Source organism: Paenibacillus sp. FSL K6-1558 (genome assembly GCF_038002565.1).
Lineage (GTDB): Bacteria > Bacillota > Bacilli > Paenibacillales > Paenibacillaceae > Paenibacillus > Paenibacillus polysaccharolyticus.
Window position 1 is genome coordinate 1,516,366 of record NZ_JBBOCV010000001.1, and the last position, 24,362, is coordinate 1,540,727.

At 46.1% G+C, this 24,362-nt stretch carries 20 protein-coding genes; 7 read left to right on the forward strand and 13 right to left on the reverse strand.

The genetic code is table 11. From position 1 onward, the window contains the following. Positions 1-4 precede the first annotated feature (4 nt). On the reverse strand, positions 5-1,732 hold the full coding sequence (locus MHI38_RS06490) for a DNA repair helicase XPB (protein WP_445667203.1): 1,728 nt from the start codon (positions 1,730-1,732) through the stop codon (positions 5-7). Positions 1,733-1,873: 141 nt separating this feature from the next. Next, complete coding sequence (locus MHI38_RS06495; RefSeq protein ID WP_154888294.1) at positions 1,874-3,046, reverse strand: M20 metallopeptidase family protein; 1,173 nt, start codon at positions 3,044-3,046, stop codon at positions 1,874-1,876. A 210-nt stretch (positions 3,047-3,256) separates the two neighbouring features. On the opposite strand from MHI38_RS06495, the gene MHI38_RS06500 reads away from it, so the two are divergent. Together MHI38_RS06500 and ftsW are read left to right on the forward strand one after the other, a co-directional pair. After that, positions 3,257-3,604: a YugN family protein gene (locus tag MHI38_RS06500; RefSeq protein WP_090923657.1), complete on the forward strand. Its 348-nt coding sequence runs from the start codon at positions 3,257-3,259 to the stop codon at positions 3,602-3,604. Between the two features lie 12 nt (positions 3,605-3,616). Next, positions 3,617-4,903, forward strand: coding sequence for a putative lipid II flippase FtsW (ftsW, locus tag MHI38_RS06505; RefSeq protein WP_090923658.1), 1,287 nt, complete (start codon positions 3,617-3,619; stop codon positions 4,901-4,903). Positions 4,904-5,017: 114 nt separating this feature from the next. Here the strand turns inward: ftsW and MHI38_RS06510 are convergent, their stop codons facing one another. After that, positions 5,018-5,380 (reverse strand): Asp23/Gls24 family envelope stress response protein, encoded by a 363-nt coding sequence (locus MHI38_RS06510; RefSeq protein ID WP_090923659.1) that lies wholly within the window; start codon positions 5,378-5,380, stop codon positions 5,018-5,020. A gap of 159 nt (positions 5,381-5,539) precedes the next feature. Between MHI38_RS06510 and cax the strand changes: the two genes are divergently transcribed. Beyond that, on the forward strand, positions 5,540-6,634 hold the full coding sequence (gene cax / locus MHI38_RS06515; RefSeq protein ID WP_260510923.1) for a calcium/proton exchanger: 1,095 nt from the start codon (positions 5,540-5,542) through the stop codon (positions 6,632-6,634). Positions 6,635-6,809: 175 nt separating this feature from the next. Here the strand turns inward: cax and MHI38_RS06520 are convergent, their stop codons facing one another. From MHI38_RS06520 to MHI38_RS06540, 5 genes are all read right to left on the reverse strand, one after another. Beyond that, positions 6,810-7,103 carry a YlaN family protein gene (locus tag MHI38_RS06520; RefSeq protein WP_090923661.1) on the reverse strand — a complete coding sequence of 98 codons (294 nt, stop codon included), beginning with the start codon at positions 7,101-7,103 and terminating at the stop codon, positions 6,810-6,812. Positions 7,104-7,322: 219 nt separating this feature from the next. After that, the gene (locus tag MHI38_RS06525) at positions 7,323-7,568 is read right to left on the reverse strand and encodes an HPr family phosphocarrier protein (protein ID WP_090923662.1); all 246 of its coding nucleotides are present in this window, start codon (positions 7,566-7,568) and stop codon (positions 7,323-7,325) included. A 96-nt stretch (positions 7,569-7,664) separates the two neighbouring features. Further along, entirely contained in the window at positions 7,665-8,780 is a 1,116-nt protein-coding gene (locus tag MHI38_RS06530; protein WP_154957720.1) for an aminopeptidase, read from the reverse strand. A 109-nt stretch (positions 8,781-8,889) separates the two neighbouring features. Beyond that, positions 8,890-9,747 (reverse strand): hypothetical protein, encoded by an 858-nt coding sequence (locus tag MHI38_RS06535; protein ID WP_253492893.1) that lies wholly within the window; start codon positions 9,745-9,747, stop codon positions 8,890-8,892. A 166-nt stretch (positions 9,748-9,913) separates the two neighbouring features. Further along, positions 9,914-11,905, reverse strand: a complete 1,992-nt coding sequence (locus MHI38_RS06540) for a sensor domain-containing diguanylate cyclase (RefSeq protein WP_341181055.1) — start codon at positions 11,903-11,905, stop codon at positions 9,914-9,916. A 464-nt stretch (positions 11,906-12,369) separates the two neighbouring features. On the opposite strand from MHI38_RS06540, the gene rpsD reads away from it, so the two are divergent. From rpsD to MHI38_RS06555, 3 genes are all read left to right on the forward strand, one after another. Then, entirely contained in the window at positions 12,370-12,969 is a 600-nt protein-coding gene (gene rpsD, locus MHI38_RS06545; protein ID WP_154888288.1) for a 30S ribosomal protein S4, read from the forward strand. A gap of 168 nt (positions 12,970-13,137) precedes the next feature. Beyond that, the gene (locus MHI38_RS06550; protein ID WP_308723167.1) at positions 13,138-15,243 is read left to right on the forward strand and encodes a methyl-accepting chemotaxis protein; all 2,106 of its coding nucleotides are present in this window, start codon (positions 13,138-13,140) and stop codon (positions 15,241-15,243) included. A 247-nt stretch (positions 15,244-15,490) separates the two neighbouring features. Beyond that, positions 15,491-18,595, forward strand: coding sequence for a transglycosylase domain-containing protein (locus MHI38_RS06555; protein ID WP_308723168.1), 3,105 nt, complete (start codon positions 15,491-15,493; stop codon positions 18,593-18,595). A gap of 123 nt (positions 18,596-18,718) precedes the next feature. Here MHI38_RS06555 and acsA read toward each other — a convergent pair whose 3' ends face one another. Further along, complete coding sequence (gene acsA, locus MHI38_RS06560; protein WP_154888282.1) at positions 18,719-20,443, reverse strand: acetate--CoA ligase; 1,725 nt, start codon at positions 20,441-20,443, stop codon at positions 18,719-18,721. Between the two features lie 269 nt (positions 20,444-20,712). On the opposite strand from acsA, the gene MHI38_RS06565 reads away from it, so the two are divergent. Then, positions 20,713-21,345, forward strand: coding sequence for a GNAT family N-acetyltransferase (locus MHI38_RS06565; RefSeq protein WP_308723169.1), 633 nt, complete (start codon positions 20,713-20,715; stop codon positions 21,343-21,345). A 159-nt stretch (positions 21,346-21,504) separates the two neighbouring features. On the opposite strand, the gene MHI38_RS06570 is transcribed toward MHI38_RS06565, so the two are convergent. The 4 genes from MHI38_RS06570 to MHI38_RS06585 all read right to left on the reverse strand — a co-directional run bounded on the left by MHI38_RS06570 (position 21,505) and on the right by MHI38_RS06585 (position 24,338). Further along, complete coding sequence (locus MHI38_RS06570) at positions 21,505-22,179, reverse strand: 5'-methylthioadenosine/adenosylhomocysteine nucleosidase (RefSeq protein WP_154888655.1); 675 nt, start codon at positions 22,177-22,179, stop codon at positions 21,505-21,507. A 175-nt stretch (positions 22,180-22,354) separates the two neighbouring features. Then, the gene (gene ccpA / locus MHI38_RS06575) at positions 22,355-23,362 is read right to left on the reverse strand and encodes a catabolite control protein A (protein WP_090923671.1); all 1,008 of its coding nucleotides are present in this window, start codon (positions 23,360-23,362) and stop codon (positions 22,355-22,357) included. 92 nt (positions 23,363-23,454) lie between these two features. After that, entirely contained in the window at positions 23,455-23,802 is a 348-nt protein-coding gene (gene ytxJ, locus MHI38_RS06580) for a bacillithiol system redox-active protein YtxJ (RefSeq protein WP_090923672.1), read from the reverse strand. Positions 23,803-23,924: 122 nt separating this feature from the next. Continuing rightward, entirely contained in the window at positions 23,925-24,338 is a 414-nt protein-coding gene (locus tag MHI38_RS06585) for a hypothetical protein (protein ID WP_154888280.1), read from the reverse strand. Between the last annotated feature and the right edge of the window lie 24 nt (positions 24,339-24,362).

Below are 24,362 nucleotides of genomic sequence, written 5' to 3' on the forward strand. Positions count from 1 at the left end.
CATGTTAATGAACCTTGTCCTGCTCATGCACAATCGCATATTCGTAACCCTGCTCTACCAAAAACATCTGGCGATTTAACGCAAATTCCTGTTCCTTGCTATTTTCGGAAACCAGTGCATAGAAATAAGCTTTGTTCTCACCTGCTTTGGGGCGTAAAATCCGTCCAAGCCGCTGGGCTTCTTCCTGCCTGGAACCAAAGCTACCAGAGATTTCGAGGGCTACGGCAGCATCCGGCAAGTCAACCGCAAAATTGGCAACCTTGGATACAACAATCGTACGAATTTCCCCCTTTCTAAAAGCAGAAAACCAGTGAATCCGTTCCTGTTGTGACATCGATCCAGAGATTAGAGGTGCATCAATTTCCCGGGCAATCATCTCAAGCTGATCAAGGTACTGCCCAATGACAAGTGTCGGTAGATTTTGATGTCGTTCCAGTAAACGCTTTACAACCTTTAATTTTGCCGGATTTTCAGCTGCCAGACGAAATTGATGCTTACCCTCGGCCTGCACATAAGTTGATCTTAATTCAGGGGACAAGGGTACCCTCACTTCCTGACACTTCACTTCTGCAATCCAACCTTGCTGCTCCAGCTCTTTCCATGGCATATCATATAATTTGGGGCCGATCAACGAGAATACATCCTGTTCACATCCATCTTCACGAACAAGCGTGGCGGTCAAACCCAGACGACGAGTGGCCTGAATGTCCGCAGTAGCCCGAAACACCGGAGCAGGCAACAAATGCACTTCATCATAGATGATCAGCCCCCACTTTCTCTCTTGTAAAAGATGAATGTGAGTGAAATCGGCAGCTTTAGATTTTCGATGCGTCAAAATTTGATACGTTGCCACCGTCACCGGTTTCACCTGCTTTTTCTGCCCCGAATACTCTCCGATCTGTTCCGCATTTATCGTTGTTTTATCCTGAATTTCCTGTATCCACTGCCGGACAGACGTTGTATTGGACGTTAGAATAAGACATTCACATTGCAACCGTTCCAGCACAGCCATGCCAATAATCGTTTTGCCTGCTCCGCAGGGCAGTACGAGAAGTCCGCTCCCCCCGATACCTTCACCGTCTTGAAAAGCATCCACTGCCTTCTGTTGATAAGGTCTTAGCGCAAATGTAGCTCTTTTTCCCTCACCGCATCTACTAGACATACTAGTCGTTGATTCAGTAATATTAGGCCGCCAGCCAAATGAAAGTTCGCTCCCTTTCCGATAACCGGCATAATCCAATACAGGGTAACCAAGACGTGTCAGTTCCCTTTTCAATAAACCACGCTTTTCTCCCGATAACACAAGCTCGTTCACGCTCGTTCGTTCCATACGGAAAGCAGATATCGATTTGATGTCGCTCAAATCATCCAACAATTGCTCGTCTTCACTAGTCAGGCGCATTTTGGCATGGTCCGGCTCGGCATGTAACTTTAATTTGCCGTATTGCTCCATTATTCTGCACACATCCTGAGCGAGTGCCGCAGGTACATTCCAGCGTGACACGTTCTCAAGACTCTTGATCACCCATTCAGAATTCCAGCCTAGTGCTGCCGCATTCCACAGCGACAACGGGGTGATCCGGTAGGTATGAAACGTCGCAGGTGTCTTTACGAGTTCCGCGTACATACTGAGCTCGGCTCTGGCTGTTTCAAACTCGGGATGCCCCACTTCGAGCAATACCGTGAAATCACGCTGTACAATGCAAGCTCCCTGCGGATTGAACATCTCCATCTTTCCCACATCCATTCCTAATCTATATCATTCGAACAAAGATCTAACTCGTATACTCCGACCGAAAACTTCATTTCATACACAACAAAAAAAGCACCCTGTCCATACCCTTGGTATGTTCAGGATGCCCAACTATAGTTCTCAGCATTCGGTTGCGTAGCCTTTCGCCATTGCCACAAACAGTTTCACGCCCGTCTGCATGGCGTCCTCGTCAAAATCAAACATCGGATGATGATGAGGGTACATTGCATTTTTCTCCGGATTACCCGCACCGACAAACATGAAGCACCCCGGCAACTTTTGCAAATAATACGCAAAGTCCTCTGCAGGCATCAGCATCGGAGAGTTCTGCACCCGGTCTGGGCCAAATATCGCCGTTGCTTCATTAAAGAAACGTTCAGTCTCCTGCGCATCATTAACCACCGGCGGATACCCCATGATGTATTTCACCTGTGTTTCCGCACCATAAGCAGCCCCAGTTTGTGCCACCATAGATAGCACACGCTCTTTCATATTCATCCGTGTCTCGTCATCAAACGTTCGCACCGTGCCGCTGAGCTTGCACTGCTCCGCAATCACATTCTGCGCAGATCCCGCCTGCATCGTGCCAATCGTTAGTACTGCCGGGCGCAACGGATCAACGGACCGGCTAACGATAGTCTGAAGCTGCATCACAAGCGCAGAGCCCGCAACGACACTATCAACGGTAGCTTGCGGCATGCCGCCGTGACCGCCTTTTCCTTTGATATCAATGTAAAAGTCATCTGCCGCAGCCATCATCGGTCCTGCTGTGCTTGCAACAATGCCAACGGGAAGCGGTGTCCATAGATGAATGCCATAGATAACATCCACCCCTTCCAGGGCTCCGTCTGCAATGACCTGAACTGCACCACCCGGCAACAACTCTTCCGCTGGCTGGAACAGAAACCGAATCTCGCCCTGCACTTCCTGCTTATGACGACTGAAATAAAGCGCGGTTCCCAGAAGCATTGAAATATGACCATCGTGGCCGCAAGCATGCATCGCTCCAGGTTGCTGTGAAGCATATTCCACATCCTTCTCGTCCTGCATCGGCAATGCATCCATGTCAGCGCGAAGCATGACTACAGGCCCTGACCTGTCCCCGCGAAGTATTCCAATCACCCCATGGCCACCTATATGACGTTTCACCTCAATGCCAAAGCTCTCCAGCATATCTGCCACAAAAGAGGATGTTTTCTCCTCATGAAAGGAAACTTCAGGATTGCGATGAAGGTGACGCCGCCATTCCACCATATGGATCTGCAGATCTTCCCACCATATTTGATTTGTCATGTAACCCCATCCTTTCGATCATCAGCAGGGCTTGTTCATAGCCCCAAACCTTCCTCTTCAAACCTATTGCAGTATATTGTAGCAGAATTGAACGAAAACCGATACGAAAGGCCTTCGGAAAGCTTGCACGGGAAGGGGAAACATACTATCATGAACTAGAGAAACACACGAGAATTATACTCGGAAGCTTATGAGGAGGATCAAACGCTTATGATTTTTGAGAATACAGGCTTGGATGGCTTGAAAAGCGACTTGGCATACCTGGATGAGAGCGCCGAGAAAGTCGGATTCGTCCGGTGGCAATGGGAATATTACCGTGCTACATATGACTACAAAATCGAAGATGAACAAACCAACTCAGAATACTTTGTACGCATTAATACGCGCGCGGTAGAAGGCAAACTGGAGAAACCCGATACGGTTCTGGCCGTTGAAGCCGTTTATCTGGGCAAAGCTACTTTCCCGCATGGACTTGATTACGACTCTTCCGTTCCGCAGCCAGTCGTGAAGCTGGCCACCCAAAAATTGCAGCAGCTCAAAGAACTGCTCGAAGCTTAGGCGGGCCAGATTATGAAACAACAAACGGCCCAGACGAGAACGAAGAGAGGCACGCCGGATTTTCAACTGCTAATCCTCACTTTATTGTTGGTGGGCTTTGGACTGGTGATGGTATTTAGCTCCAGTTCCAGCATCGCAATCGCAAGCGAAAGTTTTAACAACGATGCCCTTTACTTCACGAAAAAACAACTTATGTGGGCGATGATCGGTCTGGTTGGCATGTTTTTTGCCATGAATATCCGCTTTAACAAGTACAAAAAGCTCTATGCACCGTTTTTCCTGTTCACCACCGCACTACTCTTAGTTGTCTTGGTATCCGGTGCCGTGTTAAATGGTGCAAGAAGCTGGATTCGCGTGTTTGGATTCAGTTTGCAGCCTGCAGAGTTCGCCAAAATTGCAATTATTTTATATTTGTCAGCACTCATCACCAAAAAAGGTGAACGTTTCCGTGATTTCAAGACCGGATATTTCCCTGTCCTGTTCATCGTCGGATTTATTGCAGGATTGATTATGTTGCAACCTGACTTTGGTACCTGTTTCATTCTGGTATCTACCTGCGGTCTTGTCATTTACGCTGGTGGAGCTAACATGAAGCACATCCTGGGTTCTATTTTATTAGTTGCGCTTGGTGGTGCACTTGCCTTTGGAGCCAGTGCCCTCTTTTCCTCCATGTCTCCGGACACTCCTGCGCTGGACAGCACAACAACAGTGACAGCAGAGCAAAACTACAAAATTGGACGTATTCAAGCCTTCCTTAATCCAGAGTCTGATATCAATGGCGGAAGTCTCAACCTCTACCGTTCTCTGGTTGCCATCGGGGACGGCGGTATTACAGGTTCGGGTATTGGACAAGGCACCATGAAGTTGCATTATTTGCCAAATGCCTATAATGACTTTATTTTTTCCGTCATCGGAGAAGAGCTCGGTTTCATCGGGAGTGCATTGTTCCTGCTCATTTATCTGTACTTTATCTGGAGAGGCATTATCGTCTCCCTACGTTGTCCTGATCCTTTCGGAACGCTGGTGGGTATAGGTATCATGGGGCTTATTGCGATCCAGGCCTTCATCAACATTGGCGGGGTAACTCAAACGATACCTGTAACGGGAGTTACACTTCCGTTTATCAGTTATGGGGGGACTTCACTCTTTGTCATGATGGTGGCGATGGGTATTGTGCTAAGTATTTCACGGACCAATAACCTAGAAGCAATTAAGGAACAAAAAACGAAATCGGTAACGGTGCAGACACGCACCTCCCCGGCACTTCGTTCACGGGATTCGATTCGCCGAGTTCGCTAATGGAATGAAAAAAGACTTTGCATCTGATGGATGCAAAGTCTTTTTTGTGTTTTTTTGTATAAAGATAAGGAACAAAACATAGATTTGTTCATACCTTACGTGGAGTCTAAAGATTTACAGGTCGTCGCCTTTGAAAGAGACACCTTCAACCTTCACATTCACTTCGACTACACGTAGTCCGGTCATCGTTTCTACCGCTTCTCTTACATTCTGCTGGAGCATACGGGAAACTTCATGAATCGGAGTTTCATACAGGACGATGATACGCAGATCAATGGCTGCTTCCAGCTGACCGACTTCCACGCCTACGCCTTTCTGTACGTTTTTACCACTGAGACGCTTCGCCCAGCCCTCTGACAAACCTCCAGACATTGCGGCGATTCCAGGCGTTTCCATTGCAGCCATTCCAGCAATTTTCGCAACCACGTCATCGGCAATCCGGATGTTTCCGCTCTCCATTTGAAGTTGTTCTGCCATGCCACATCCTCCTTCACTTCGTTACTCGTATTTTAAATCCTTTCCACCCTAAAAAGCAAATTTAACTGTAAAAGATGCGTTTACAACCTGCCCCCCTTTGGTTATATTGAAATATGAAATTAATCGCATAGTTACATAACGTGAATTTCAAAACAAAATATGTATATAACCGAGGTGTTTTTTGTGAGAAACCGGATTTCATCCTTTTTGCTGATTGCATTTTTTGCGCTCAGTGCCATCGCCCACTTCTTGAAATGGGATTCGATTCTGCAGTTCGTGATATCTGCCATTTCGGTTATTTTCGTGGCCGGTTTTTTAGGTAAAGCGACCGAAAGTGTAGCCCACTATGCCGGTCAACGATTAGGAGGATTCCTAAATGCAACCTTTGGCAATGCAGCCGAACTCATTATTGCGATTTTCCTCGTAAAAGAGGGCTTGTTCGACATGGTCAAAGCCAGTCTGACCGGGTCCATTATCGGTAACCTGCTACTCGTGCTGGGACTCAGCATTTTTGCCGGCGGACTAAAGTATAAAACACAGAATTACAACGTTTCGCTTGCGGGCCTCAACGGCTCCCTGATGATCGTTGCCATCATTGCCCTGTTCGTCCCGGCCGTATTCCTGAACACCCACTCTATCACACAGCGGGATACGAACACACTCAGTCTCATTGTGGCTGGCTTGCTTATCCTGGCTTATATTGCGTGGCTTATCTTCTCTATGGTCACGCATAAAAGCTATCTTGCCGATGTAACGGATGACCAGGACGAAGAATTGCCTCATGAGCATGCTCCTGCATGGTCGAAGAAAAAGTCGATCCTCTATCTCGTGATCGCTACCGTTATGGTCGCCTTTGTCAGTGAATGGCTGGTTGGCACACTTGAGGTATTTACTTCAGAGTTTGGACTAAGTGAGCTGTTCGTTGGTGCGTTCCTCGTGGCCATTATCGGTAATGCAGCCGAACACAGTGCGGCCATCATGCTTGCGATGAAAAATAAAATCGGTGCCGCTGTTGAAATTGCCGTAGGCAGCAGTTTGCAAATCGCACTATTTGTAGCTCCAGTGCTGATCTTTGTAAGCTATTTTACGGGTCGTACGATGGATATCGTGTTTACCACCATTGAACTGGTCGCCATCGGTGTGTCTGTTTTTATTGCCAAATCGATCACACAGGATGGCTCCACCAACTGGTATGAAGGTCTGCTTCTGCTTGTTGTGTATGTCATTCTAGGTGTCTCATTCTTCCTGGTATAACAGAACTGTTGATAAACGTTATACCACTCCTGCGTACATCAAGAGACAGCCGAGGGACTACTTCCCCGGCTGTCTTTTTACGCCTACTGCAACACTAGACATATACATCAACACATACAAAAAAAGCATGCAACGGAATGTGCATGCCTTCTATTCTGACCCGCGCAATTGCAGGCTATTGCTCATTCTTTTTGTTCAAAGCTTCATATAAAATCGCCAAGTTCCGCTCAAGCGCGCTAACCATCTGCTTACCTGTACCTTCCGGAAGGAGCCCTGCACGGACAGCAAAATCAACTTCCTTGGAGAACCCATACATCTGTGTATCCAATACTTCCTCATAGAGAGGGCAGTAGCGGGTAGCCAGATTCTCCATCTGTACTTCAATAAGCTTCTGTATTTTATCTGCATCTTCTTGAAGAAGATTGATTGCTTTCAGGTTCAGCTGGTCCTGCAGATCAGATGAAGTCATGCATCATTTCCCCCCTATGTCCCAAAATCGCGTAAAGACGTTCTACCTCTAATATTAGACGAAATGAAGAGCTAATACAAGAACCTGACCAAAATAACCGCACGAGTTGTGAGCTCTGTTACAGCCTTTTCTCGCTTTGTCTAATTCACTCTAACGGACATTGTGTTCTGCTATGATTAAAAACACCCCTACCCGAAGGCAGAGGTGTTCTTAATGATGTTATTCAGATGCGATGTTTACATTCAGCCCATGCTTTGCAAATACTTCAGACATTGCTGCCTTCGCTTCATCTGCATCCGGGCCATGAACGTGCAGTTCATAACTGTGCGTGCTAATCAGCGTTGTAAACAACCCAAGAATACTTTTTACGTCAATATACTTGTTCTCTGAATGAAGCACGATTGAAGAAGTAAACTTGCCTGCTGTTTGAGCAATTTCCACTACAGCCGCGTTATTACTCGACATAGGAATCCCTCCGTCTTTTCACTTTTGGTATCATCTATTAATTACCACTACATGATACCGTGAATCCGCTTTCCTAGCAACTGCAAAATACAGTTCCTATTTCAACTGGTCCGGATTCAAACATTCCAGCTCAGGAATGGCAAAGATGCCATCTTTACGAATCAGCACATCATCGAAATAGATTTCGCCACCGCCGTAGTCTGGACGCTGAATCAATACGAGATCCCAGTGAATGGACGAGCGGTTTCCGTTATCTGTTTCTTCATATGCCTGACCTGGCGTAAAGTGCAGGCTACCTGCAATTTTTTCATCAAACAAAATATCTTTCATCGGGTGCAAAATGTGCGGGTTGAAACCAATCGCAAACTCACCGATATGACGCGCACCTTCATCTGAGTCCAGAATTTCATTCAGGCGTTTCGTATCATTGCTGGATGCTTCTACGATTTTACCGTCTTTGAATGTAAACTTGATATTCTCAAACGTAATTCCGTTATACAGCGTCGGTGTATTATAACTAATTGTTCCATTAACGGAGTTGCGTACGGGTGCGCTGTATACTTCACCATCCGGAATATTTTTTTGTCCGGAACACTTCTCTGCACCGATATCTTTGATGGAGAAGCTCAGATCCGTGCCTGGCCCCGTAATCCGCACTTTATCTGTACGTTTCATGAGGCTTGCAAGTGAGTCTTGGGCTTTGTCCATTTTTGCATAATCCAGGTTACATACGTCAAAATAGAAATCTTCAAATGCTTCCGTGCTGGTGTTCGCGAGTTGCGCCATGCTTGCGTTAGGGTAACGAAGCACCACCCATTTTGTATGTTTGACACGCTGTTCGCTATGTACCGGATGGGAATACAGGGAGTTGTACAGTTTCATTTTTTCTTCCGGCACATCGGACAGATCATTCACGTTCTCTCCCGCACGAATACCGATATAACAATCCATTTGTTTCATACGGTTCAAATCAATCTCTGCCCACGTTTTCATCATCTCTTCCGTAGCATTTTGCAACATCACACGCTGAACGGTTCGATCTGTCAACTGTACAAAAACGTTACCGCCTTTTTTGCCCACTTCTTCAATAATGGCATTGATCAAATCACGTTCTGATCCAATCATCTCAACCAATACATTTTCGCCAGGCTGTACATCAACAGAATAACCTACGAGGTTCGCTGCAAGCTTCTGAATTCTAGGGTCCTTCATTCGATAAATCCTCCTGTCATCTGCCATTCAATGAATTGAACAACGGTAAATTACGTTACTATTGTAGCACGCACCAGACATCCCGTCAGCAGGCAGTCACAGGTTTTATTTATTGATATGATTTAAAGTTCACATCGGTTACCAGTGCTTCTACATTGCTTCGGCTACTGTTATCCGTGTATTTCACCTGACTCTCAGAGGAAAGGCGCATTGGTAAGCTGGTTTTGCGATCAACCGTCAGATGATAGACCGTATGCACCTCAGCCTTTTGAATCAACTTCTGCATCGTGTCCTCACCCTGCTGCCATACCTTTTGCAATTCCTGCTCAAGTTTCTGCTTACTCGCACCTTTCACTTGACTCGCTTTGTGCATGTACTCTGCCCGAATGGAATTCATCTCATCTGTCAGTTGGTCTGTAGCCCAGGTTTTGGCGTCCTCTGGCGCAAGCTCAATCCGCAATATGCGTGTTTGGCGCCCCGAACCATATTCGGACTGAATCGTTTTCTTCATACTATCGATCTTTTCTAATTGCGCAATGGGGTTAAAACGGGATAAGGAGCCACGTAATGGTTCATGCTGCGCTGTTAAAGCATTCCATTGTCCTTTTTTACGTTGAAAAGAGGCACTGAATCCGCTCGGTTGACCATTATTTTTCACCGCATTCAAACTTACTCCTGAATCCGCTGCAGTCACGGCACCTGGCAATCGGGTCTGCAACGTCAGCCGGTCATGGTCTTCCAGCTTACCTTCAAATTTAAATTGATTTTCAAACATTCCACTGTTTTCTCGTCTCAATCCAGCCTGCCCTTCAAACGTCAACGTCTCTTTCCCCGCTATGCCGGATAATGCCAGAGAAAATATTTCTTCCGGCGTCCGATCATGCTGGAGCATCCCACACCCCGGGACAATGGCCAGCACAAAGCAAAGGATTAGCGATAAAGAAAATGTAGACTGGCGGTTCAACATGTCTATTCCACCTTTCAGTCATTTTCTCCATAGATTGCCCTCACAATATGTGCTTATACTTCCTTACTATGCGACCAAACGAACCAGATGGACTTTGATCCACATACCGGTTCCATAAAAAACAAAAAAAAGAGAGAAACGACTCCGCAACCGGAATGTTTCTCTCTTATCGTATACCTTCCTGTTCCTCTATGACAATTCGATTCCGGCCACCGTTCTTTGCACTGTACAGCGCCATATCTGCACGGTAAAACAGGGACTCTACACTTACTTTTTCATCCATCCAGTTCCATTCAGCAATGCCACTTGACACCGTGACAGACGGCCTCGTCTCGGCCTCAACTCGGGTACGGATTCGTTCCGCATACACAAGCGCTTGTTGAATTCCGATCTGAGGCATGTAGATAGCCAGTTCTTCACCGCCCCACCTTGCGCAAATATCCTCGGCTCGAACCGAACTTGTAACAATGTCACTGACTTGTTTTAATACTTGATCCCCTGTCTGGTGACCAAAAGTATCATTCACCTGTTTGAACTGATCGATATCAACGACAACCAATGAGCCGCAGTAATCATGAACCTGACGTTCGTGAATAATATTATCCAGGTAATGCCTTACGTACAGTCCGGTCAACATGTCCAGATTGGCCAACCGGCGCACCTCAGCATGCAGGGTGGCATTGGTTAAAGCAAGGCCCAGATGAATCGATAACATTTGTAGTAACCTGTAGTTCTCATAGGAGAAAAAATGTTCCCGCACATGGGCAAGCAGAATAGCACTCTTCACCTGTCCATCCACGCGAATTGGTGCTGCAATCAGAGACATCGCGCCTGTTAATTCCATGAAACTGGAAGTTACCTTATCAAACTGCGTATAGTCAGATATGATTAATGGCTCTTCAGTCTGATACATGTAACCGGCAATACCAGAATCCATAGGATACGTTCTCTGCCGAATCTCTTTTACATTGGTCGCCATCACCTCAAACCTGTTCGTACTGTCATTCAATTGCAAAATGCAGCAATAGTCGGCCTGAAAGATATTTTTAAATTCTTGCTGGGAAAACTGATAGATTTCCATCAATTGCAAGCTTTTGTTAAGACGCTGCGTCAGATCATTGATTACACGAAGTTCCTGAATCAACATATGGGATTGCTCATGAAGTTTTGCATTTTCGAACGCTGTCCCTGCTGTATCCGCCATCATCGCAATCAGTTGCAAATCGGAGTCTTCCATCAATTCCTCGTTCATTTCGATATGAAATACTCCGTATATGCCCTGCTTGCCTTTGAGCGGCAACCCCACCTCAATGATTCGTTTGTCCAACTCATCGGACCGGGAGACAATCAGTCTGCCCTCCATAAATGAGCGAACACAGATATCTTCTCCACGCTCCTGAATAAGGAGTGGTTTAATTCGTGGATTAAAGCTTCTCTGGTCCTGAGACATATAGAGCATAATGTGTGTGGAAGGATAGAGGTAGTCCATACTGACAAATACTTCGTCCAATATCGCCCCGACATCCATTTTGTCATGCATACGCTGTACGATCTGAAAAAGAATGGATCTTCGGTGTTCCTCCCGAGCGGTTTGTTCATGTGAGTGCAACAAGTCCGTCATAAATATGTATTCAAATCTTCGGTAAAAGCAGGTGCGGTAATGCAATGCCTCAGATCGAACCACAGCTTCTGACGTTTCGGATCGGTGGGATTCAAAGACCAGCGCAACAAACACAGCAAATATATCTTTATTGATTCTTGAAAACAGAGGCTCGGCAATCAGCAGATACTCCCCATGTTTACTAATTCCGCGTCTAGATAACGTCTGTTCCTTTTCAGCACACTCCAAAACCATCGAACGTACATTGATATCCGAATCGGTAATCTGACCGGAGTCCTCTCCTATGCACTCTCCTTCCGTATTCCAAACACTGTATGCAGCAATTGGCCCACCTGGCACAGAATCTGTCTGGCTTGTCCAATCTTTGAAGGCTTGTCCTAACAAACTGCTTAAATATGAGAAGTCAAAAGGTGTGATATCCATTTTTTGCATCCACAACGCATGGTCATCATGAGATGGAAGCACTGTAAACGATGTGGAATCGCCCGCGCTTCGCAACTTCAGACTGGTAGGTAAACTTCTTAGATGTTCCAACATGTCAGGCGCTCCTTTGCACCGTTTTTGCATCCTGGGGGATGCATTAATCTGCATCAATTATCGCAAATCTGCAAAATATTAGCGAAAACCTTGATACATAAGATTGTTTAAAGTTAAGATACCATCTATTTTACTCTGTTTGAAGCTTTTTTGCACTCATATTTCAGAAAATCGTCCCATTATTTTAGGCCTAATGACCTATCGACAAATTTAGACGTTTTTCTGGCTTTATGTATTGCTTGACTTTACTCCTCTCAGAATGTAGAATAAATTGTTGATGAAGACTACTAATACGGTCTTTAAATTTGGGCATTACCGGTTGTGTCACCCTCATTCTTTTTGTTGCTTTCAGGACAGCGGCTGAACTTTCCTGATCGTTCTATGCGAGGCCAAGCCCGCATCAACAAATTGGAGCGCAAACAGAGCCCTATATGAACTTTAACTAAAAAGGAGCTACTTTAAACATGGCACGTTACACTGGTCCTAAATTTAAATTAAGCCGTCGCCTCGGCATTTCCCTGAGCGGAACAGGCAAAGAATTGAAACGCCCTTTCCCTCCAGGTCAGCACGGAGCTAACCAACGCAGAAAAATGAGCAACTACGGTATGCAGTTGCAAGAAAAACAAAAATTGCGCCACATGTACGGTTTGGGTGAAAAACAATTCCGCACATTGTTCTCCAAAGCGCAAAAAATGCAAGGTATTGCCGGTGAGAACTTCATGTTCTTGCTTGAGTGCCGCCTTGACAACCTCGTTTACCGTCTTGGCTTTGCTAACTCCCGCGCTGGAGCGCGTCAATTGGTAGCACACGGTCACGTAACTGTAAACGGCAAAAAAGTCGATATCGCTTCTTACCAAGTAAGCACTGGCGATGTAATCGGCTTGCGTGAAAGAAGCCGCGGTCTGACTTCCGTTAAGGAAGCTTTGGAAAACCGTTCGCATCTTCCAGCATACGTTGAATACAACGAAGCAGCTGTAGAAGGTAAATTCATCCGCTTGCCTGAGCGTGCTGAATTGTCCCAAGACATCGATGAAAAACAAATCGTCGAGTTCTACAACCGTTAATCGTTGCATCACAACAAAAAAGCAACTGTTCGAGATTTCCTCGGCAGTTGCTTTTTTGTTGTTTTTTTTCACTCCTTCCCCAGACCCTCTTCATTACTAGCCTCTACATAACGATAATATGTTTATCGAAACACGCACAAAATAGAAAGATAACTTAGGGGGCTACACATGTCATTTTTTCGAAATACCAAGCTTGCGGTAAAGCTAGGATTACTGCTCGGATTAGTGCTCCTCTGCTCGATCGGCGCATTAATTGCCTTTAACACCAAAGCCATATACGACAAAAGCATACAATATGGTGAAGCTGTAGCCGAACACTCAGCAAGTGCAGCTACTAGCGAATTCATGACTTACATCAACCAGGTAAAAAATACGCTCGACAGTTTGAGTACAACCCTGCTGGACGCTTCAAAAAATGGGACGCTGAGCCGTCAAGATATCGTAAGGCTTTTGGAAGAATACTTGAAAAAGGACGAAAAGGTTTTTGGTTTTTATACCGGATGGGAGCCCAATGCCTTTGACGGCAAAGATGCAGAACATGTGAATAAGGATAAATACGATGATGAAACAGGCCGTTTTATCCCTTACGTTATCCGGGATGGAAGCTCCTTGCATTTTGAACCGCTCACTACTTATGAGGGAAACAGTGAAACCAGTAAATACTATCAACAGCCGAAGGCGACCAAAACCATCTATTGGTCCGAGCCCACTACGTACAAAGTTGCTGGTAAAGAGACCTTGCTCGTATCCATCGTTCTGCCTTTACTTGATGAGAACAATACCTTTCTTGGCATCGTTGGGGCCGATTTTACGATTGAAGGTTTCCAGCAAAATATTGCATCTCTGAATCCAGACCAAGGCTATGCCATGCTGATTACAAGTGAAGGGCACATTGCTGCGCACGGCTCAAGACCGGAACTGACCAAAGAGAATGCCGAGCTCTCTTCCAGTACCCAAGCACTTATTCAGCGGATCCAGTCGAATGATACAGGGTTCTACACTGCGGTTGACAATGGCAAACCAGAATTATTTATTGCCGAACCTGCCAAGCTTCAAGGCTCCGATTCTAGCTGGCATCTAGTATCTGCATTACCCAAAAGCGTGATACTCCAGCCTTTTTACGATAGCTTGAAATGGTCTGTACTCATCGCTATATTGGCGGTACTTCTACTGGCAAGTGTGGTCGCGTACACCATCATATCCATAGTAAAGCAATTGAACCGTGTAAATGTTGTCGCAGGACAACTCGCGCATGGTGATCTGACACAAAAGTTGCCTGTTAAATCGAAGGATGAATTTGGAGTCATGGCCATTCACATGAATAACATGATGAATACATTACGCCATACGATCTCTGTTATATCTGAACATGCCTTATCGGTCGGTTCAACTTCGCAACAATTAACCGCCGGGGCAGAGGATACAAGCAAAGCCGCCGAACAGATGGCACTTACCGGAATGGAAGTTGCAAACAAAGCGGAGAAGCAAGTTCAGGAGTTACTTCATTCCTCCCGCTCGATGAACGAAATATCCACGGGCATCGGAAGAATAGCTGAGGCTGCTGCCGAAGTAAGTAGTACATCAAAATCAGTGACGGAACGAACTTCATACGGAACAGACAAAATGCAGGCAGCTATCCATATGGTGGAGAGTGCAAACACTTCTGTCCAATCCTCCATGACTGCACTGGAGCAATTTAAAAAGCGCTCGGAAGAGATTGGTCATATAACGGGTATGATTACCGAAGTAAGCCGACAAACGAATCTTCTCGCCCTCAACGCTTCTATTGAAGCTTCGCGAGCGGGGGAACACGGACGTGGCTTTGGCGTTGTAGCTGCAGAGATTCGCAATTTAGCCGAGCAATCCAGACAATCGGCTGCTGACATTGCCGCGTTGATCCAATCCGTTCAACAAGAGATTTCGGCTATCGTTGAAAATATGGAAAAAGGAAGCACCGAGGTGACTCACATTGCCGATGTAATGAACGAGAGTGGTGAGCTATTCTCATCCATCTCATCACAGATCGCCGACGTGAATCAACAAATTGCACAAGTCTCCACCATTGCCAAACAGATGTCAGATGAGTCCCGACAGGTCGATTCATCACTTGAGCAACTTAAAACGATTGGTCTTGAAACAGCAGCGCACGCAAGCCAGGTTGCCTCAGCTTCGGAGAAACAGCTTGCATCTATGGAGGAAATCACTGCTGCATCCGCTTCTTTGGCACACCTCACACAAGAACTGTTGGAACTTATCCAGCGTTTCAGAACCTAATGAGCATAAGATACTATATTTTTCTTCAAACACTCTTTTCTATATAGACTTCAAGGCTGGCCTGCTTACATGCAGTTCCAGCCTTTTTCCTTACTTTTGCAACTCATGAAATGCTGTTCGATATCACATGCTATATATCATAATCCATTCCAGATTGGCAAATTTCGACCATTACTTGTATTTCTCAGGCATGCAAACGGGTCTTTTTATGCTATAATTAGTGCTGTTAAAAGGAGGAAGACACTGAATGGTTGATGTTACTAAGAAAAAGCCTGAAGATCCGCCTGTACGCAAGCGTAGCTTTGCACGCAAACTAGGTAGCTTCGTTATGTGGATGGTTGTCCTTGGATTTATGGGCATACTATTCGTTGGCGGTGCTTTAATGGGTTACGTCAGTTCGATCGTCAAAGACGAACCTGTCCGGTCAAGGGCCCTGATTGAACAAAAAGTCAGCGAAAACTCCATCACAGGCTTTGCTTACTTTTCTGACGGCAGTCCGATTGGTCAACTTCGCACGGAAGAAGACAGACGTCCGGTCACCTTTGACCAGATCCCCAAAAAAGTTATTGATGCCGTGATCTCGATTGAAGACAATCATTTTTACGAACATAAAGGTGTAGACATGAGCGGAACACTGCGTGCCGTGAAACAAAAAGTGCTGAAAGAATCAGTACAAACGGGTGGCAGTACGCTTACGCAGCAATTGGCTAGACGTGTATTTCTGAATTTGGACCGTACGGAAGATCGTAAAGTAAAGGAAATTTTGCTTTCCCTTCGACTGGAACGTTTTCTGACCAAAGACGAGATTATGACCGCTTACCTGAACAAGGTGCCTTTCGGCAATGGTTCCAGTGGATACAACGTTTACGGAATCAAAGCAGCCGCCAAGGGATTGTTTAATATCAATGATCTCGAAAAAATAAATATAGCTCAGGCCGCTTATTTGGTTGGATTACCTCAGTCTCCCTCTTCCTACTCCGCCTTTAACGGTAAAGGCGATTTTGTAGAGGATAAATTTGATCGCGCCATCAATCGTCAAAAACTGGTTCTGCGCCGCATGCTGGAACTTGGCAAAATCACGCAATCGGAATACAACAATGCACTTGCCTTTGATATCAAAAGCTCGCTTGCTCCGAAAACCATTAAAGCCTATAACACTTATCCATACCTTATGATGGAAACGGAACGTCAAGCAGCACAGATTATCATGCAGCAGCTGAATGCCGACAAAACTAAGGCAACAGGCAAAAGTACCGACGCCGAGGCATCGCAAAAGGAAAACAGTGCCCTTCTGGAAGAGGCTCAGTCACAGCTTCGCACAGGCGGATATCGCATCTATACAACAATTAACAAGAACATCTACAAAACGATGCGTACGATTGCCGAGGATAACAGCAACTTCTCAGCAGATGATCCTGTTAAGGGAAAAGAGCAGACTGCAGCGATGCTGATCAATCATAAAACAGGAGCAATCCTCGGTATGATTGAAGGCCGAAGCTTCCAGGATGAACAGATGAACTATGCGACTCAAATGATTCGTCAGCCCGGTTCTACGATGAAACCTATTGCGGCTTATCTGCCAGCTCTGGAGGAAGGTCTTATTCAACCGGCCTCCGTCATTGACGATGCGCCAATTATCTTGAAAGACGGCCCTAGCGGATACCATATCGCCAAGAATGCGAACAACCGTTACCAAGGTTTGGTAACCGCTCGTAGAGCATTGAACTACTCATTGAACATTCCGGCTCTGAAGCTTTTTAATGAGGAAGTTGGCATCGATAAAGCCTGGACTTTTGCGAAAAAGCTTGGCATTACAACGATCCAGAAGCAGGATTACCAGGCCCAGACCGGTGTTCTCGGCGGACTTCAATATGGTGTAACTGTGGAAGAACTAACAAATGCCTACGGTGCAATTGCTAACAAAGGGGTCTACAACGATTCTTATATGATCAGCAAAATTGTGGATTCCAAAGGCAATATTGTATACAAACACGAAAGCGAGCCTGTACAGGCATTTTCGGAACAGACGGCCTATCTTATGACGGACATGTTACGTACCGTTATAACAGAAGGTACAGCCGATAAAGTACGGGAAAACTACAAGTACAGATCAAGTGTGCCTATTGTCGGTAAAACAGGTTCAACCCAGAACTACGCCGATGTCTGGTTTGAGGGATATACACCAGATGTTACGCTCGGTGTGTGGGTTGGTTATAAACAGCCGATTAATACACTCGAAAACAAATCACAACGCAAACGTGCTCAGCAGCTTTGGGCCAAAATTATGAATGAAGTCGTCGAAACACAGAAGGATCTGTTTGTTACTAATTCATTCAAAAAACCTTCTGGTATTGAAACCAGAACGGTCTCAGCATACAGTGGCAAGCTACCAACATCCCTGACCGATAAATTTGTTACTGACATTTTCAATAGCAAATTTATTCCGAAGGACCGTGATGATGCTGTCGCTAAAGCGAAATATATTACCTACAACGGTGTAAATTACATTCCACGTGATGAAACACCTGCGGATATGTTGAAGGAAAAAACGGTTGTCAAGCGTAAGAAACCGATCTCCGATCTCATCAAAGAATTGCAAAATGCATTTAAACGGATGAGTCGTCATGAGTCGCTTGCATATTATCTGCCTGAGGATGCCGGTGCTGATCTGCCAACTGAGGTTGATCCACGCAAGGATAACGGCAAAGCTCCAGATGCACCTGGCAATGTCCGCATCTCCATCTCGGGAGAACGGGCATCCATCACATTCAATGCTACACCTGAAAGTGATGTTGTTGGGTATCGCCTCTATCGTTCAGTCGGTGGTGCCGGATTCCAGAATCAAGGCCAGGTTGTACTGACAGGCGAGTCCAGATCATTCTCAGCTTACGCAACAGCTAGTGGCAACTTCGCATTCTATGTTACTGCCGTAGACGTTGCTGGCAAGGAATCTGCTCCAAGTGCGACGGTGAGCAGTGCAGGCGCTGGTGCGCCTGATACAGAAGTCAAAGAGCCTATTGAGGTACCTGGTACGGTGGTAACCCCTGGAGAAACAGTCAGTAACAACAATGCACCAACGGCGGCTCCAAGCACACCAGGCCAAGTGAGCGTATCAGCGCTCTCCCAAGGACTTCGTATTCAGTGGGCACCGAACTCGGAAACGGACGGCGTGCAGAGCTACGCTGTCTTCTATAGCGAGACAGGTTCAGAACCCTTCACCAAAATTGGCACCACTTCAGGTACCAGTATGGTTTATGGTGTACCTTCATCAACGGGGGGCTGGTTCAAAGTATCTGCCAGCAACAGTGTAGGAGAGTCCGCATCCTCGGAAGCGATACACTATCAGCCTTAATACGGGTGACAAACCCGTTGACAAACCAATATCGTAAACGAATGAAAAAGCCGCATGTCCAGTGTGAATACACTGACATGCGGCTTTTTTTATGTTCATGTCCTTTTTGACTCTACATGATACTCAGTCCTCAATGGTGGATAAGTCACCTGTTGGCAGATCAAGTTCCCATGCCTTCAACACACGGCGCATAATCTTGCCTGAACGAGTCTTCGGCAGTCTTTCTTTGAATTCGATCTCACGCGGTGCAGCGTGAGCGGACAGGCCCTCTTTTACAAACCGATAGATTTCTTCCTTCAGTTCCGGCGTCGCCTCATACCCCTCACGAAGCGCGACAAACGCTTTAATGATCTCTCCGCGTGTCACATCCGGTTTACCGATCACGCCAGCCTCAGCAACCGCTGGGTGCTCTACCAGTTTACTTTCCACTTCAAATGGTCCAATGCGCTCACCTGAAGAGTTGATGACATCGTCGATGCGTCCCTGGAACCAGAAGTATCCGTCTTCGTCCATGTACGCTGAATCCCCGGATACATACCAGCCTGTCAGTCTGAAGTACTCCTCATACTTCGCTGGATTATTCCAGATTTTTGCCATCATCGACGGCCAAGGTGTGCGGATCGCCAGATTCCCCATACTGTATGGAGGGAGCTCTTGTCCACGATCATCGATAATAGCTGCTTCAACACCCGGTAAAGGACGTCCCATGGAACCTGGTTTAATCGGCATACCCGGGTAGTTACAGATTAACTGTGCTCCCGTCTCGGTCATCCACCATGTATCATGAATTCGTTGACCGTACGCTTTCCAGCCCCAACGTACGACCTCCGGATTCAGCGGTTCCCCTACCGACATGACATGACGCAAGCTACTTAAATCATGTTGGGCAATCGTCTCGTCCCCTGCGCCCATAAGCATACGGAACGCCGTAGGGGCACTGTACCATACACTTACTTTGTTTTTCTCGATTGTGCTATACCAGTCCTGCGGACTAAAACGTCCCCCACGAATCACATTTGTTACCCCGTTAAGCCAAGGGGCGAAAATGCCATACGACGTGCCTGTTACCCAACCTGGATCGGCAGTGCACCAATATATATCATCTTCTCGCAGGTCAAGTACAACTTTACCCGTATAATAATGCTGAATCATCGCATTCTGAACATGGTACACACCCTTCGGTTTCCCTGTTGAACCCGAGGTGTAATGAATCAACAGTCCATCCTCGCGCGTCAGCCATTCTACTTCCATATCATCTGAAGCCGCAGACATCTCTGCATCAAAATCAATAAGACCTTCCTCAGACTGCGGGCCACCGCCGACAATAAAAATATGTTTCAGCTCTGGTAATTCGGAGCGTTTGATCCGTCCCAGAAGCTCAGGCGTGGTCACGAGCGCAACAGCACCACTGTCCTCCAACCGATCCTTCACCGCCGTTTCCATAAAGGCCTCGAATAAAGGACCCGCTACAGCGCCCACTTTCAAAATTCCCAGCAAACTGAAATACAGCTCAGGACTTCGTGGCATGAAAATAAAAACACGATCTCCTTTAGCTACGCCATATTTACGCAACACATTACCAAAACGACTCGACTGCTCGCTCAGATCTGCGAAAGTGTAAGCTTCCTCACGAGAAGCATCGCTGTAGAGCAAGGCCGTCTTCCCACCTCTGCCTTCCAGGACATGGCGATCAATCGCCTCATGTGCCATATTCACTTTGCCGCTGGCGTGCCACGTAAAGTGCCTTTCTACCGTTTCCCAATCGAACCGGCTTCTTGCTTCCGTATAATCACCCAGATTCGATTCAGACACCACCGTTTGCAGCATCTCATTATGTGCTTGACTCATGCTTGCCAGCCTCCTTCAACTCGACATTTCGATTCCCTTCAGGGTTCATTCGTATTGCCTTTGTGTTGACTGAACTTCCAGTTAGCGCTTACATTAGTAGAGAGAACTTCTCGTCATGTACTTGCCTGACCCAACCGATGCACTCAAACGGTGTTGAATTGTGAACATTTTTTGTCAACGCAATTATAGCAAATTGGATCAAACATCGTCTACGGCTTTTCATTTTTTTGGTTTTTTGCTATAAGTAGGGGGAGAGAGGGGTATGAACCATGGAGCATATCAAGAAGCATCATATACGTTCCATTTTCAAGTCCAACCACCGAATTACGGTTGAGGGGCCCGTGCCCGCAGAACAGATTATGGAATTGACGTTTCACTCCGATCTGGATGCCTTTCGGCGCCCAACAGAGCAACAAGAAGCCATTGCCGAGATTGCCGCCTTACCCGAAGGGCGAATTATAATTGCCCATGAGAATAATATCATCATCGGATACGTTACTTTTCACTACGCAGATGAGTGTGAACGCTGGTCCGAGGGCAATATGACAGACCTAATCGAGCTTGGAGCCATCGAAGTCGCAGACGAGTATCGCTCTCTTGGTGTAGGCCGTGAAATGCTCCTTACTGCGATGCAAGATACGTATATGGAGAACTATATTATTTTCACGACAGAGTATTACTGGCACTGGGACTTGAAAGGCAGCGGACTATCGGTATGGGATTATCGCAAAATGATGGAGCGGCTTATGCAAAACATTGATATGACCTGGTACGCGACAGATGATCCTGAAATCTGCTCCCATCCTGCGAATTGCCTTATGGTTCGGATCGGCAGTCAAGTACCCATGACCTCGGAGGAACAGTTTGACCGTGTCCGCTTTCGTCATCGGTTTATGTATTAAAGAAAAAGATAAAAGGTACGAATCGCGAATTGAATACATAAAAGAACCGCCTTGCAGATCATTCTCCAACGTAAACGGAAAATGCATCTGTGAGGCGGTTTATTGGTGTCTCATTTCGGTTTATTCGTGTCTCATTGCGGGTAAGTCACGTTTCTCAAATCACATATGTTCAAGCATGTGCTCAACAATACGATGGGAACGCTGAGAAGACTGCACCGTGAACTCGGCAAAATTCACATGTGCAGAACCGTCTGCCTTGTCAGACATGCTGCGTAGCACAACGAAGGGTACATGGTTCATGTGACATACTTGAGCCACCGCAGCCCCTTCCATCTCTGCACAAGCTCCGTCCATCTCTCTATAGAGCATGTTTACGGTTTCCTTGCTGGCAATAAACTGATCACCCGACAACACCTTGCCAATCCGATATTGAGCGCCCTGCGCCTTGCACGCTTCTTCAGCAAGCGAGATTAACGCAGGCTCTGCCGGGAATGCCGATGTCTCCTGGTACGGTATCACTCCACGTTCGAATCCTAGTGGCGTTACGTCCATGTCGTGCTGCACACACACTGAAGAAATAACCATGTCGCCAATGTTCAATTCGGGATGAACTGCTCCTGCTACACCTGTAAAAATCACTCGATTCACCTGAAAACGATCAATCAGAATCTGCGTAGTTACCGCCGCATTTACTTTCCCTACGCCTGACTTGCATACCACAATCTGCTTGCCAAGCCACTCACCGGCGACATACGTAATCCCTGTCTGCTTCACCGTTTCAAGTTGTTTCATACCCTGAAGCAGAAGTTCCACTTCCTCATCCATAGCACCCATAATTCCTATCGTTTCACGCACTGTTGTATCCTCCCTGTTCCCGTTCTGTATGTGAGATCATGTCATTACCCAAGCCGTTTTAAGCACAAAAGCTCCGTTTCCGGAGCTCCTGCACAATCAATATCTATGTAGAGAGAATTGAATCTCCCTTTCGCTTACTTAATAAACTAGTCAATTAACCCGCGTGACTTACAGACAGACGAAGAATGGTTTCATGCGGCAAAATCACTCTTGGATTTTCCACATTTTCTTTCTTCATCAGTTTGGTCAGCAAACGCATCGCTACCGCGCCCAGATCATACATCGGCTGTGCAACAGTTGTTAACTGTGGACGCACCATGGAAGCCATACGAATGTTATCCACACTAATAATGGAGAAGTCATCCGGTACTTTCAATCCATCGTCTTGAATGCTGTGAATTGCACCAATCGCCATTTCATCTGTTGCAGCAAAGATCGCAGTCGGTTTTTTCTTGAGTCCAAGGAAGTATTTCATCGCTTCCACACCGGATTCATAACGATAGTTACCGATGCGTACCAGATCCTCTTGATATTCAATACCCGCTGCTTCCAGTGCCTTCTTGTACCCTTGGAAACGTGCAAACCCGTTAGCCGGATCCTGCAACGTTCCACTGATCATCGCGATCTCTTTGTGACCGTGGCGAATGAGTGTGTTGACAGCATCAAACGCAGCTGCTTCATGATCAATATCAACAGAAGGGAATGTGCCCTTCTCATCACTTGTTGCGCACAATACGATTGGAACTGCTGCAGACTGGAACGCTTGAATGTGTTCATCCGTTACCGTACCGCCCATGAAGAGCAGTCCATCCACTTGTTTCTCCAGCAGGGTGTTGATAACACGAATTTCTTTTTCTTTCTTTTTGTCCGCATTACACAGAATGATATTGTAGTGGTACATATTCGCAATATCTTCGATTCCGCGGGCAATCTCCGCAAAGGTGGAGTTCGAAATGTCCGGAATAACGACTCCAACTGTCGTTGTCTTTTTGCTCGCCAGACCACGTGCTACCGCATTCGGACGATATCCGAGTCGTTCAATTGCTTCGTATACTTTTTTCCGCGTTTGCGGTTTGACATTAGGGTTATTATTGACTACCCGTGATACCGTTGCCATAGACACTCCAGCTTCACGTGCCACATCATAAATGGTTACCGTCACAGTACTTCGCTCCATTACCAGTAAATTTTCATTCCATTTTCATTAAGATTTATATTACGACAAATTATTGCATTAATCAATTAAAATAGGCTCTAGGACTCACTTAAAGTGTTAGCAAGCATCTTACTGGTAATCTCTGAATGGGAAGTATGCCATACTGGATTTCCCTTTTTGACCAGAATAACTTGGGGAGATTCGTGCTTAACACCCAGTCTCTCAGCTGCTTCGTTAGATACCGGACGATCTTCCACCACATAGATGATGCCATATTTCACGCTTTCATTCGGAGAGTTATGCAGATAATCATTCATCTCCTGATAAGCATGTGCGCTGATTGGACAGCGGGTACTATGCTTGAACAGAAGCAAGGGTTGATCCTCCGTCGCCTGCACAGCGGAGTTTAGCTGTTCAATACTTGTCATTTTAGTCATGTCAGCCATTCGTTATACATCCCCCTTAATCAGCAATAACGCCTTGTTGAGCGTTTTCACTCTTCGATATCTTAACAAAAAGTGAGCAAAAAATCCAATTTTCATGAAAACAAACATTCTACACGTCAAAACTAGACGGCATTTGAGAAATGCGCCTGCCATACAAAACCCGACAACTGTGCCAGTCTGCGCTCCGTATCCTCAATCCACGCCTTGTCTTCCGCTTTGTGTGCGTAGCTCATAATATCGAGCAATAGATTGATTCGTGCCTCTACCGCCTCTTTCATTCGGTATTCCATCTCTTGATCCGTGGCCTCCGGCCAGGCCAGAAGCTGCTCGTGAAGCAGGTCAGCTAGTTCATTCTGTTCCCCAAAAAAGACATCCTGCTTCACGGGCTGTTCACCCAGTTTGCTAATACATTCTGTCAAATCCAGTTTCACCGGCTGCAACACCTCGTATGATACACAGTCTGCACACGCAAAAACAGGTACATTACGAATTTCTACCTTCTTGGCGTATACGACCGTTCTTAATTCCAATTCCATTACATGTCCACATCTGCACGACTT

What these genes read in the sequence shown, in the direction of transcription:
- MHI38_RS06490 (WP_445667203.1), bottom strand. Translation starts at nt 1,732, where the DNA reads ATGGAGATGTTCAATCCGCAGGGAGCTTGCATTGTACAGCGTGATTTC.
- MHI38_RS06495 (WP_154888294.1), bottom strand. Translation starts at nt 3,046, where the DNA reads ATGACAAATCAAATATGGTGGGAAGATCTGCAGATCCATATGGTGGAA.
- MHI38_RS06500 (WP_090923657.1), top strand. Translation starts at nt 3,257, where the DNA reads ATGATTTTTGAGAATACAGGCTTGGATGGCTTGAAAAGCGACTTGGCA.
- ftsW (WP_090923658.1), top strand. Translation starts at nt 3,617, where the DNA reads ATGAAACAACAAACGGCCCAGACGAGAACGAAGAGAGGCACGCCGGAT.
- MHI38_RS06510 (WP_090923659.1), bottom strand. Translation starts at nt 5,380, where the DNA reads ATGGCAGAACAACTTCAAATGGAGAGCGGAAACATCCGGATTGCCGAT.
- cax (WP_260510923.1), top strand. Translation starts at nt 5,540, where the DNA reads ATGTATATAACCGAGGTGTTTTTTGTGAGAAACCGGATTTCATCCTTT.
- MHI38_RS06520 (WP_090923661.1), bottom strand. Translation starts at nt 7,103, where the DNA reads ATGACTTCATCTGATCTGCAGGACCAGCTGAACCTGAAAGCAATCAAT.
- MHI38_RS06525 (WP_090923662.1), bottom strand. Translation starts at nt 7,568, where the DNA reads ATGTCGAGTAATAACGCGGCTGTAGTGGAAATTGCTCAAACAGCAGGC.
- MHI38_RS06530 (WP_154957720.1), bottom strand. Translation starts at nt 8,780, where the DNA reads ATGAAGGACCCTAGAATTCAGAAGCTTGCAGCGAACCTCGTAGGTTAT.
- MHI38_RS06535 (WP_253492893.1), bottom strand. Translation starts at nt 9,747, where the DNA reads ATGTTGAACCGCCAGTCTACATTTTCTTTATCGCTAATCCTTTGCTTT.
- MHI38_RS06540 (WP_341181055.1), bottom strand. Translation starts at nt 11,905, where the DNA reads ATGTTGGAACATCTAAGAAGTTTACCTACCAGTCTGAAGTTGCGAAGC.
- rpsD (WP_154888288.1), top strand. Translation starts at nt 12,370, where the DNA reads ATGGCACGTTACACTGGTCCTAAATTTAAATTAAGCCGTCGCCTCGGC.
- MHI38_RS06550 (WP_308723167.1), top strand. Translation starts at nt 13,138, where the DNA reads ATGTCATTTTTTCGAAATACCAAGCTTGCGGTAAAGCTAGGATTACTG.
- MHI38_RS06555 (WP_308723168.1), top strand. Translation starts at nt 15,491, where the DNA reads ATGGTTGATGTTACTAAGAAAAAGCCTGAAGATCCGCCTGTACGCAAG.
- acsA (WP_154888282.1), bottom strand. Translation starts at nt 20,443, where the DNA reads ATGAGTCAAGCACATAATGAGATGCTGCAAACGGTGGTGTCTGAATCG.
- MHI38_RS06565 (WP_308723169.1), top strand. Translation starts at nt 20,713, where the DNA reads ATGGAGCATATCAAGAAGCATCATATACGTTCCATTTTCAAGTCCAAC.
- MHI38_RS06570 (WP_154888655.1), bottom strand. Translation starts at nt 22,179, where the DNA reads ATGGGTGCTATGGATGAGGAAGTGGAACTTCTGCTTCAGGGTATGAAA.
- ytxJ (WP_090923672.1), bottom strand. Translation starts at nt 23,802, where the DNA reads ATGGCTGACATGACTAAAATGACAAGTATTGAACAGCTAAACTCCGCT.
- MHI38_RS06585 (WP_154888280.1), bottom strand. Translation starts at nt 24,338, where the DNA reads ATGGAATTGGAATTAAGAACGGTCGTATACGCCAAGAAGGTAGAAATT.